Source organism: Mesorhizobium sp. M2C.T.Ca.TU.002.02.1.1 (assembly GCF_003997225.1).
This window is the reverse complement of record NZ_RZTO01000113.1, coordinates 1-11,137: the sequence shown is the minus strand read 5'-3', so window position 1 is coordinate 11,137 and position 11,137 is coordinate 1. Positions and strand designations below refer to the sequence as shown.

Here is an 11,137-nt window from a genome sequence, read left to right as displayed (position 1 = left end):
TCAGGCACCAGTTCGCGCGCAAGGGCGCGATGATCGCCTCGGACGGCTCGCTCTACCTCATCGGCTCCACCACCGACATCACCGAGCTCAAGCAGCGCGAGGCCGAGCTCAGCGAAGCACAGCGGCGCGCCGTGCTCGCCGACCGGGCCAAGTCCGAATTCCTCGCCAATATGAGCCACGAGATACGCACGCCGATGAACGGGGTCCTTGGAATGGCAGAGCTTTTGGCAAAGTCGGACCTCGATCCGAAGCAGAAGACATTCACCGACATCATCGTCAAATCCGGCAACGCGCTGCTCACCATCATCAACGACATCCTCGACTTCTCCAAGATCGACGCCGGCCAGCTGGTGCTCGACCCGGCGCCCTTCAACCTCGCCGAGGCGATCGAGGATGTGGCGACGCTGGTGTCGACGCGCGCCAAGGAGAAGGACCTCGAGCTCATCGTCCGCATCCAGCCGGGACTCGACGGCCAGTTCGTCGGCGATGTCGGCCGCGTCAGGCAGATCGTCACCAACCTGCTCGGCAACGCCGTGAAATTCACCGACGAAGGCCATGTCCTGGTCGATGTCACGGGCGAGCGGGTTCCGGCGGGAACAAGGCTCACCATATCGGTCACCGATACCGGCATCGGCATTCCGGAAGAGAAGCTGAAGCTGGTGTTCGAAAAATTCAGCCAGGTCGACACGTCCTCGACCAGGCGGCACGAAGGCACCGGACTTGGCCTTGCCATCACTTCGCGGCTGGTCGAGATGATGGGCGGCGAGATCGGCGTCGACAGCGCCGAGGGCAAGGGCTCGACCTTCTGGTTCACGGTCACGCTGCCCAGGGCCGAGCAGGGCGGACAGCGCATCATGCCGGTCGACGTCACCGGCGCGCGCGTTCTCATCGTCGACGACAACGCCGTCAACCGCTCGATCCTGAGCGAGCAGATGGCGTCGTGGACGTTCGATTCCTGTGCGGCCGAAAGCGGCGCCGAGGGGTTGAAGGTGCTGATTGCCGCCGCCGCCTATGGCGTGCCGGTCGACTGCGTCGTGCTCGACTACCAGATGCCCGGCATGACCGGCGCCGAGATGGCCCGCATCGTGCGCAACACGGCGGGCCTGGCGCATACGCCCATCATCATGCTGACCTCTGTCGACCAGTCGCTTGCCAACACGACCTATCGCGACCTCGGCATCGATGCGCAGCTTATCAAGCCGGCGCGTTCCTCCATCCTCCTGGAAACGCTGGTCGCGACCATCCAGCGCCATCGTCATAGCAGCGCCGCGACGCAACCCGCCGTCGGCAGCAGCCCCCCGCAAGCCGCGCCGGCACAGGCAGCGGCGTCGGAGCGCGCCATGCTGCAGCCGCCGCCGGTGCGGGCGCGTCCACGCCCAACCGACGCGGAGCGCGGGCTCGACATCCTCGTCGCCGAGGACAATGAGGTGAACCAGCTGGTGTTCACCCAGATCCTCGGCGAGACCGGCTACCGCTTCGAGATCGTCGGCAACGGCCGCAAGGCGCTCGAGGCTTTCGGCAAGCTCAATCCGCGCATGATCCTGATGGATGTGTCGATGCCGGAAATGAACGGGCTGGAGGCGACCGGCGCCATCCGCCGGCTCGAGGAGGATATGGGCACGCATGTGCCGATCGTCGGCGTGACCGCGCATGCGCTGAAGGGCGACCGCGAACGCTGTCTGGAAGCCGGCATGGACGATTACCTGCCGAAGCCGATCAGTCCGCGGGCGCTGCTCGAAAAGCTCGATCGCTGGCTGGGCTCGGACGTCGAGACCCGGCGCAACGCCGGTTAAAACGAATTTGGCGGGCAGGACTGCGGCAAGAGACTGACGCATGCGTATGGTGCGATCGCACCATACCAAAGCAAAAACCAAGCTCGGACAATGTGGCTGTTGATTCCGCTCTTCGGTTACGGGCGGGAGCAGCGACCGCCAACAAGGAACAGCGTCGACTCTACCCCAACGGACCTGTTTTCGGCGATGGCCACGCCATGATCCGCTCTGGCATTCAGGCAACGCGCTCTCGTCCGGATTTTATTTCCCGGCGGCCATGGTCATGGCCGCCGGGATAAATTTTGCTTCAAAAGCCAGACAAGTTGCTGATTTCCGCGGCAAACTCCGGCCGGTCCTTCGGGGCCGGCGCGGGCCTCTCCAGGCAGCCCCTTTTCAGGCGTTACCGGGCTGACACGAAACTGTCATGCGACTGTAATAATCGAGGGCTATTGCGCTCACCGGGCGCCGATAGAACGGGTGCCGAAAGACCATCTTCCGAACAGGAGCAGGCCACATGAGACATTTCATCCGCTCGGCGGCCGTTGCGATTGCAATGGCTGCGGCATCAACCCTTAGCATGGCCGCCGCGATGGCTGCCGACATCTCCGGCGCCGGCGCCACCTTCCCCTATCCGATCTATGCGAAGTGGGCCGACGCCTACAAGAAGGAGACCGGCATCGGTCTCAACTATCAGTCGATCGGCTCCGGCGGCGGCATCAAGCAGATCAAGGCCAAGACCGTGACCTTCGGCGCTTCCGACGCGCCGCTGAAGGGCGAGGATCTCGACTCCACCGGGCTCGCGCAGTTCCCGATGGTGATGGGCGGCATCGTTCCGGTCGTCAACCTCGAAGGCGTCAAGCCGGGCGAACTGGTGCTCGACGGTCCGACGCTGGCCGACATCTTCGCCGGCAAGATCACCAACTGGAACGACGAAGCGATCAAGAAGCTCAACCCCGACGTCAAGCTGCCCGACCAGGCGATCGCCGTCGTCCACCGTTCGGACGGCTCGGGCACCACGTTCAACTTCAGCTACTACCTGGCCGACGTCAGCGCCGACTGGAAGTCGAAGGTCGGTGTCAACACCGCGCTCGAATGGCCGGTTGGCATCGGCGCCAAGGGCAATGAAGGCGTCGCCAACAACGTCTCGCAGACCGGTGGCGCGATCGGCTATGTCGAATATGCCTATGCCAAGCAGAACAAGCTCACCTATGCCGACATGGTGAACAAGGACGGCAAGAAGGTCGAGCCGACCGCCGCTGCCTTCTCGGCCGCCGCGGCCAATGCCGACTGGAGCTCGCAGCCGGGCTACGGCGTCATCCTGGCCAACCAGCCGGGCGCCGAATCCTGGCCGATGACGTCGGCCACCTGGATCCTCGTCTACAAGAAGCCCGACGATGCCGCGGCCACGACCGAAGCGCTCAAATTCTTCGCCTGGTCGTACGCCAAGGGCGACGAGCTGGCCGCCGGCCTGGACTACGTCCCGATGCCCGACGCCGTCGTGAAGAGCGTCGAGGAAATGTGGGGCAAGGACATCGTCGACGCGAGCGGCAAGCCGCTCTATTCCGGCATGTAATTCCCGCGGAACAAGGGAAGGGCGCCTCCGGCGCCCTCCTGTCTCTTTCGAAATGCGAGGGGCTCAATGACAGCCGTTTCCGAAGCTGCGACATCATCCGCTATGCGGACCAGGGAAGCGACGGTGCGCCGCTTCGCCGTCACCGACATGGTCTTCCGGACGGCCACGCGTCTTTCCGCCATCCTCGTGCTGGTTCTCCTCGGCGGCGTCGCGATCTCGCTGGTCGCCGGCTCGTGGCAGGCGCTGTCGAAATTCGGCTTCTCCTTCCTGACCACCGAATCCTGGAACCCGGTCACCGAGAATTTCGGCGCGCTCGCGCCCATCTACGGCACCATCGTCACCTCGGCCATCGCCATCCTCATCGCCGTGCCGATCGGCATCGGCATCGCCGTCTTCCTGACCGAGCTTTGCCCGCGCCCGCTCCGCCGCCCGATCGGCATCGCGGTCGAGCTGCTCGCCGGCATTCCCTCGATCATCTACGGCATCTGGGGCCTGTTCGTCTTCGCGCCGTTCCTGCAGACGACGGTGCAGCCCTTCATCATCGGTCTTTTCCACGGCATACCGGGGCTCTCCAGCCTGTTTGCCGGTCCGCCCTACGGCATCGGCCTGCTGACCTCGTCGCTGATCCTCGCCATCATGGTGCTGCCCTTCATCACCTCGATCACCAAGGACGTGTTCGACACGGTGCCGGCGGTGCTGAAGGAATCGGCCTACGGCATCGGCTGCACGACCTGGGAAGTGACCCGGCGCGTCGTCATCCCCTACACCCGCGTCGGCATCATGGGCGGCGTCATGCTCGGCCTCGGCCGCGCGCTTGGGGAGACGATGGCCGTCACCTTCGTCATCGGCAACGCGCACCGCATCAGCGCCTCGCTGTTCGCGCCGGGCACGACGATCTCGGCGACCATCGCCAACGAATTCACCGAAGCCGATGGCGATCTCTATACATCCTCGCTGGTGTCGCTCGGCCTGATCCTGTTCATCATCACCTTCGTCATCCTCGCGCTCGCACGCTACATGCTGTTGCGCATCGATAGCCGCACGGGAGCCTGACCGATGTCGACTGCCCAATCGCTTCACCAAAGCCGCAAGCGCAAGAATGCCGTGATGATGGCGCTGTGCGTCATCGCGGCCGGCATCGGCCTGGCATGGCTGGCGCTGATCCTCGGCGCCCTGCTCTACAAGGGGCTCTCCGGGGTGAACCTGGCCGTGTTCACTGAAATGACGCCGCCGCCCGGCGATGCCGGCGGCCTGCTCAACGCCATCTACGGCAGCATCGTGATGACCGTCATCGGCATTATCGTCGGCACGCCGATCGGCGTGCTGGCCGGCACCTACATGGCCGAGTACGGACGCTTCTCGAGGCTCACCACCGTGGTGCGCTTCATCAACGACATCCTGTTGTCGGCGCCTTCGATCATCATCGGCCTGTTCGTCTACGAGCTGATGGTGCGGCCGATGGGACACTTCTCCGCGATTGCCGGCGCCGTCGCGCTGTCGATCCTGGTGATCCCCGTCGTGGTGCGCACCACCGAGGACATGCTGAACCTCGTGCCCAACGCGCTGCGCGAAGCGGGTACGGCAATCGGCGCGCCGCGCTGGGTGGTGATCCGCTCCGTCGCCTACCGCGCGGCGCTCTCCGGCATCGTCACGGGCATCCTTTTGGCAATCGCGCGCATCTCCGGCGAGACGGCGCCGCTTCTCTTCACCGCGCTCAACAACCAGTTTTGGTCGAGCAATCTCAATGCCCCGATGGCCAGCCTGCCGGTGACCATCTTCCAGTTTGCTCTCAGCCCTTACGAGGAGTGGCAGCAGCTGGCCTGGACGGGCGCACTCATAATCACCCTGACGGTTCTCGGGCTGAGCATCTTCGCCCGCAGCCTGACCGGACGCAGAGAGGACAGATGAAACCGATGTTGTCCACCGACCTGAACGTAGCCGAGACGACCGTCGAGAAGGCCAAGATCGAGGTCAAGAACCTCAACTTCTACTATGGCCAGTCGAAGGCGCTGAAGGACATCAACCTGTCCCTGCCCGAGCGCAGCGTGACGGCCTTCATCGGCCCGTCGGGCTGCGGAAAGTCGACGCTGCTGCGCGTGCTCAACCGCATCTACGAGCTCTATCCGAAGCAGAGCGCTGAGGGCCAGGTGCTGCTCGACGGCAAGAACATCCTCGACCGCTCGCAGGACCTCAACCTGCTCAGGACCAAGATCGGCATGGTGTTCCAGAAGCCGACGCCGTTCCCTATGTCGATCTATGAAAACATCGCCTTCGGCGTCAGGCTCTACGAGAAGATCAGCAAGGCCGAGATGGACAGCCGCGTCGAGCAGGCGCTGAAGCGCGCCGCGCTGTGGAGCGAAGTCAAGGACAAGCTCAACGCCAGCGGGCTCAGCCTTTCGGGCGGCCAGCAGCAGCGCCTGTGCATCGCCCGCACCGTGGCGGTCAAGCCCGAGGTCATCCTGCTCGACGAGCCGGCCTCGGCGCTCGATCCGCTGTCGACGGCCAAGATCGAGGAGCTGATCGACGAATTGCAGGCCGACTATACGATCGTCATCGTCACCCACAACATGCAGCAGGCGGCGCGCGTCTCGCGGCAGACGGCGTTCATGTACCTGGGCGAGCTGGTGGAGTTCGACCGGACCGAGAAGATCTTCACCTCGCCCCGCGAGAAGCGCACCCAGGACTACATCACCGGCCGCTTCGGCTGAAGACATACGAGGACATCATCATGGCCGAACATACCGTCGCCTCCTTCGACGAGGATCTGAGGCAGATCAGCCGGCTCATCAACGACATGGGTGACCTTGCCGCCTCGATGGTCGGCGCCTCGACCAGGGCGCTGCTCGAGACCGACAATGCGCTGGCGCAGCGCGTCGTCTCCGACGACGCCATCATGGACGCAAGGCAGCGCGAGCTCGACGACCGCGCCATCACGCTGATCGCCAAGCGCCAGCCGATGGCCGACGACCTGCGCAGCGTGGTCGGAGCGATCCGCATGGCGGGCGACCTCGAGCGCATCGGCGATCTCGCCAAGAACATCGCCAAGCGCGTCGGCTCGGTCGGCGTCAGCGCCGCGCCGCGCGACCTCACGCATTCGATCGATTCCATGGCGCAGATGGTGTTGATCCAGGTCCAGGGCGTGATCCAGGAATATACGGTGGGCGACGCCACGGCGCTGGCCAAGCTTCGCAACGACGACGAACGCATCGACGTCAAATACACATCCGTCTTCCGCGAGCTGTTGACCTATATGATGGAAGATCCGCGCAACATCACCGCTTGCACGCATCTTCTGTTCTGCGCCAAGAACCTCGAGCGCATCGGCGACCATGTGACCAACATCGCCGAGAACGCCTACTATGTGTTGACCGGCACGCAATTGCCCGCCAACCGTCCGAAGCAGGACGAGACGGCAATGTCGGCGCCGGCGGCCTGACGGAAAAGGTTACCCCGATGATCGCGCCACGCATCATGGTGGTGGAGGACGAGGAGCCGCTGGGGGTGCTGCTCCGCTACAATCTCGAATCCGAGGGTTACCAGGTCGAAGTGGTGACCCGCGGCGACGAGGCCGAAATCCGCCTTCAGGAAAACGTTCCCGACCTGCTCGTGCTCGACTGGATGGTGCCGGCGGTGTCCGGCATCGAGCTTTGCCGGCGTCTCAGGATGCGGCCCGAGACCGAGCGGCTGCCGATCATCATGCTGACGGCGCGCGGCGAGGAAAGCGACCGCGTGCGCGGCCTTTCGACCGGCGCCGACGACTATCTGGTCAAGCCGTTCTCGACGCCGGAGTTCATGGCCCGCGTCAAGGCGCTGCTGCGCCGCGCCAAGCCGGAGGTGCTGTCCAGCGTGCTCAAGGTCGGTGACATCGTGCTCGACCGCGAATCGCATCGCGTCTACCGCAAGAAGAGCGAGATCAGGCTCGGCCCGACCGAGTTCCGGCTGCTCGAATTCATGATGCGCCACCCCGGCCGCGTGTTCTCGCGCAGCCAGCTGCTCGACAATGTCTGGGGCGAGACGATCTATATCGACGAGCGCACCGTGGACGTCCATGTCGGCCGCCTGCGCAAGGCCGTCAACAACGGCCGCATGCCGGATGTCATCCGCACCATCCGCGGCGCGGGCTACGCGATCCGGGAAGACTAGTCCCAGGGGGCAGGTGTCCTGACGGGCAGGCACTTCTCGCACCCACGCTTGTGGGTAGCCGAGACGCTCGTGCTTCGTCATCCACGGGCGGAGCAAGGAGCGCAGCGACGCAGCGCAGACCCGAGGATCCATTCCGTGGCTTTGAGGCGCCACCACGGTGCAGAATTCTGCTCCGCTGCGCCCTACGTCCGAGGTAACGGAATGGATCCCAGGGTCTTCGCGACGGAGCTTCGCTCCTGCTCCGCCCTGGAATGACGAAGCTTCGGGGCCTTCGCTGATCTCCGGTGACTGGCGAGACACCCGGAACTGTCACTTCAAAGCTGCCTACGCAACGTGCTTGCCCGCTCTTGCCTGAACTCCCGGCGCGAAAATCTCCTGATCGACGAAGGTCAGCGCGCGCATGGCGCAGCCTTCGCGGATCAGCGGCAGCTCGTTCGGCTCGGTGTCGAAGGAGATCGATTCCGAGTGCTGGCCGCCGGCGGTCTGGGCAATCGCCTTCCTCAGCGCCGGCTCGATCAGGTCGAAGGCGGCCGCGCTGACGCCGACCATGGCGACGGGCGCCGGATCGATGAGTGCGAACAGGCTGCCGAGGCCGAAGCCCAGCGCCTCGCCGGCCCGGCGATAGGCCTCGCGCTCGGGGCCGTCCTTCTCGCGCGCCTTTGCCGCCAGCGCTCGCATGTCGGCGTCGCCGACGTCCGTCGGCGCGGCATCCTCGCTTACGCCCATGGCGCTGCGCCAGATGGCGTAGTTGCCGGCATAGGCCTCCACGCAGCCGCGCCGGCCGCAGCGGCAAAGCGCGCCGCCCGGACGGTGGATCATGTGCCCGAACTCACCGCCGGAGGAATGTGTGCCGGTGAACAACTGGCCCTTCAGCACCAGGCCCATGCCGATGCCGTGCGACAACAGGATGGCGATGAAATTGTCGCGATAGCGGTTGGGGTCACGCCACTGCAGCGCCACCGCCATCATGTTGCAGTCGTTCTCCATGGTGGCTGGAATGCCGAATTCCCTCTCGAGGATGTCGGCAAAAGGAATGTCGGTCAGCGGCGTGATCGGCGACCACAGCATGGCGCGCGCGTGGGAATCGGTTATGCCCTGGATACCCATGGCGATGCGGGCGACGCTGCCGACGTCGAGGTCGGGATCCTGCAGCCGACGCCGGACGATCGCCATGCATTCGCCGATCAGTTCTTCACGCGGCATGACAAGGGTGTCCAGGCGCTGCTGCTCCTCGGCAATCACCTGGCCGGCATAGTCGATGACGGCGACCGACAGGAAATTCAGCGACAACACCACAGTCAGCACCGCGGCGGCTTCGGGGTTGAGCGCCAGGCCGATCTGCGGCCGGCCGCGTTTCAACGCCGTCGGCTCGCTGGCCTTGCTTTCGGTGAGAATGCCTTCCTGGATCAGATCGGCGGAAATCGCCGAAATGGTCGAGTGGCTGAGCCCGGTGGTGGCTGCGATCTCCGTCCGCGATGGCTGACCGGCGCGGCGCACGGCCGAAATCACCATGGCGCGGTTGCGCCGGCGCAGATCGTCGTGGCGGATTCCGACCGACATTGGCTGAAGTATTTCCTCCTGGTCATCACGGCTTGATGATGCCATGGGCCGCCGGTGACATGCTAGGGATACTGGCAGAAGCAGCCGACGCTGTCATTATTTATTGCGGAGCTCGAAAAAAAGTTCGCGACACCTCAAAAACCATCAGAATCCGAGTTGACAGCGGCACAGCGTTGGATCAGTGTTTTTTCGAGGCTCGAAAAAAAGCCTCTGTGCCGGCCTTCGGGCCAGTCTGGGTCGCGCCATACAGGGCGCAGGGAGGATATCATGAAGAAATTCGCAGCCGCCATCCTGGCGGGCGTTGCCATGTCGCTGACGCTGGCGTCGGTCGCCGAGGCGAAGGACAAGGTGATCGGCGTCTCGTGGTCGAATTTCCAGGAAGAGCGCTGGAAGACCGACGAAGCGGCGATGAAGGCCGCCATCGAGGCTGCCGGCGACAAGTATATTTCGGCCGACGCGCAGTCCAATCCGGGCAAGCAGCTTACCGACGTCGAAAGCCTGATCTCGCAGGGCGCCAACGCGCTGATCATCCTTGCGCAGGACGCTTCGGCGATCGGTCCGGCGGTGCAGAAGGCGCTCGACGAAGGCATCCCGGTTGTCGGCTACGACCGCCTGATCGAGAACAAGGACGTGTTCTACCTGACCTTCGACAACAAGGAAGTCGGGCGCATGCAGGCCCGCGAGGTGTTCAAGGTGAAGCCCGAGGGCAACTACGTCTTCATCAAGGGCTCTGGCGCCGATCCGAACGCCGACTTCCTGTTCTCGGGCTCCATGGAAGTCCTGAAGGACGCGATCGACAGCGGCAAGATCAAGAATGTCGGCGAGGCCTATACCGACGGCTGGCTGCCCGCCAACGCGCAGAAGAACATGGAGCAGTTCCTGACCGCCAACGACAACAAGGTCGACGCGGTCGTCGCTGCCAATGACGGCACCGCCGGCGGCGTCGTCGCGGCGCTGACGGCGCAAGGCTTGGCCGGCACCGTTCCGGTCTCCGGCCAGGACGGCGACCACGCGGCGCTCAACCGCATCGCGCTCGGCACGCAGACCGTGTCGGTGTGGAAGGACGCGCGCGAGCTTGGCAAGAACGCCGCCGAGATCGCCTCGCAACTCGCCGGCGGCAAGAAGATGGGCGATATCGCCGGCGCCAAGGACTTCACGACGCCCGGCGGCAACGCCGTCAAGTCGCTGTTCCTGACCCCGATCGCGATCACCAAGGACAATCTCAACGTCGTCATCGACGCCGGCTGGATCAAGAAGGACGAAGTCTGCGCGGGCGTGCCCGCCGGCAGCGTCAAGGTCTGCAACTAAGTCTGCCGGCTCTCGATCAAAATCCCTGCGCCGCGGCAGGAGCGGTTCAATGAACCGCTCCTGTTCCTTGCCCGGACGGAAAACCGCTACGCACTTTTCCTGGAATTGCTTTGAAGCCGCGGCGTTTTCTCAAAAAGATTTGTGTTTCCGCCCCGCGCGGATAGTTCTTAGGCTCGATTTCGGCATCCGCGTCAGACGGCAAGCCGGCGGGAGGACATCATGACCGACACGACGTCTACCACACCGGCAGACACTGCGCGGGCATCCGAACTCGGCGCCGTTGCCCGGTTCCTGAAGGCGACCGAGCTCGACACCCGCATGCTCGGCATGATCGGCGCGCTGCTGCTGATCTGGGTCGGGCTGCATGTGATCTCCAGCCTGCGGCTTGGCGTCAACCCGCTCGACTTCGACAGCCGCACCTTCCTCACGCCGCGCAACCTCTGGAACCTGTCGGTGCAGACCTCGGCCGTGGCGATCATGGCCTCCGGCATGGTGCTGGTCATCGTCATGCGCAACATCGACCTGTCCGTCGGATCGGCCGAAGGGGTGATCGGCATGGTCATGGGCTTCGCCCAGGTGCATTTCCTGGTTCGCTTCGTCGGGCTCGAGCTCGGCAACCCGTGGATCTGGATCCTGGCATTGCTGATCGGCCTGGCGCTCGGCCTCATCATCGGCGCCTTCCAGGGTTTCATCATCGCCTATCTCGAAGTGCCGGCCTTCATCGTCACGCTGGGCGGATTGCTGGTATGGCGGGGCGCCGCCTGGTGGGTCACCAGCGGGC

General features: G+C 64.4%; 9 protein-coding genes and 1 pseudogene. 9 read left to right on the top strand and 1 reads right to left on the bottom strand.

Going from position 1 to position 11,137, the window contains the following annotated elements; all coding sequences use genetic code 11:
• The 7 genes from EOD07_RS08835 to phoB all read left to right on the top strand — a co-directional run.
• Positions 1-1,793 (top strand): response regulator (locus tag EOD07_RS08835; protein WP_127235144.1); only part of this gene is annotated, 1,793 nt, incomplete at its 5' end.
• Between the two features lie 493 nt (positions 1,794-2,286).
• On the top strand, positions 2,287-3,345 hold the full coding sequence (pstS, locus tag EOD07_RS08830; RefSeq protein ID WP_127235143.1) for a phosphate ABC transporter substrate-binding protein PstS: 1,059 nt from the start codon (positions 2,287-2,289) through the stop codon (positions 3,343-3,345).
• A 66-nt stretch (positions 3,346-3,411) separates the two neighbouring features.
• The gene (pstC, locus tag EOD07_RS08825) at positions 3,412-4,398 is read left to right on the top strand and encodes a phosphate ABC transporter permease subunit PstC (protein WP_041011232.1); all 987 of its coding nucleotides are present in this window, start codon (positions 3,412-3,414) and stop codon (positions 4,396-4,398) included.
• A gap of 3 nt (positions 4,399-4,401) precedes the next feature.
• On the top strand, positions 4,402-5,253 hold the full coding sequence (gene pstA, locus EOD07_RS08820; protein WP_040985080.1) for a phosphate ABC transporter permease PstA: 852 nt from the start codon (positions 4,402-4,404) through the stop codon (positions 5,251-5,253).
• Entirely contained in the window at positions 5,250-6,053 is an 804-nt protein-coding gene (pstB, locus tag EOD07_RS08815) for a phosphate ABC transporter ATP-binding protein PstB (RefSeq protein WP_040985078.1), read from the top strand. The genes pstA and pstB overlap by 4 nt, the downstream gene beginning before the upstream one ends.
• Before the next feature lie 20 nt (positions 6,054-6,073).
• The gene (gene phoU, locus EOD07_RS08810; protein ID WP_127235142.1) at positions 6,074-6,781 is read left to right on the top strand and encodes a phosphate signaling complex protein PhoU; all 708 of its coding nucleotides are present in this window, start codon (positions 6,074-6,076) and stop codon (positions 6,779-6,781) included.
• Between the two features lie 17 nt (positions 6,782-6,798).
• Positions 6,799-7,488 (top strand): phosphate regulon transcriptional regulator PhoB, encoded by a 690-nt coding sequence (phoB, locus tag EOD07_RS08805; protein ID WP_010911896.1) that lies wholly within the window; start codon positions 6,799-6,801, stop codon positions 7,486-7,488.
• A gap of 324 nt (positions 7,489-7,812) precedes the next feature.
• Here phoB and EOD07_RS08800 read toward each other — a convergent pair whose 3' ends face one another.
• Complete coding sequence (locus EOD07_RS08800; RefSeq protein ID WP_127235141.1) at positions 7,813-9,048, bottom strand: ROK family protein; 1,236 nt, start codon at positions 9,046-9,048, stop codon at positions 7,813-7,815.
• A gap of 267 nt (positions 9,049-9,315) precedes the next feature.
• Between EOD07_RS08800 and xylF the strand changes: the two genes are divergently transcribed.
• Both xylF and EOD07_RS08790 read left to right on the top strand, forming a co-directional pair.
• Positions 9,316-10,356: a D-xylose ABC transporter substrate-binding protein gene (gene xylF / locus EOD07_RS08795; protein WP_127235140.1), complete on the top strand. Its 1,041-nt coding sequence runs from the start codon at positions 9,316-9,318 to the stop codon at positions 10,354-10,356.
• 219 nt (positions 10,357-10,575) lie between these two features.
• Positions 10,576-11,137: pseudogene (locus tag EOD07_RS08790) on the top strand (sugar ABC transporter permease); the annotation flags it as partial.

Excerpts from the sequence above, each read along its gene's own strand:
- phoU (WP_127235142.1), top strand. The coding sequence starts at position 6,074 with ATGGCCGAACATACCGTCGCCTCCTTCGACGAGGATCTGAGGCAGATC.
- phoB (WP_010911896.1), top strand. The coding sequence starts at position 6,799 with ATGATCGCGCCACGCATCATGGTGGTGGAGGACGAGGAGCCGCTGGGG.
- pstA (WP_040985080.1), top strand. The coding sequence starts at position 4,402 with ATGTCGACTGCCCAATCGCTTCACCAAAGCCGCAAGCGCAAGAATGCC.
- xylF (WP_127235140.1), top strand. The coding sequence starts at position 9,316 with ATGAAGAAATTCGCAGCCGCCATCCTGGCGGGCGTTGCCATGTCGCTG.
- pstB (WP_040985078.1), top strand. The coding sequence starts at position 5,250 with ATGAAACCGATGTTGTCCACCGACCTGAACGTAGCCGAGACGACCGTC.
- pstC (WP_041011232.1), top strand. The coding sequence starts at position 3,412 with ATGACAGCCGTTTCCGAAGCTGCGACATCATCCGCTATGCGGACCAGG.
- EOD07_RS08800 (WP_127235141.1), bottom strand. The coding sequence starts at position 9,048 with ATGTCGGTCGGAATCCGCCACGACGATCTGCGCCGGCGCAACCGCGCC.
- pstS (WP_127235143.1), top strand. The coding sequence starts at position 2,287 with ATGAGACATTTCATCCGCTCGGCGGCCGTTGCGATTGCAATGGCTGCG.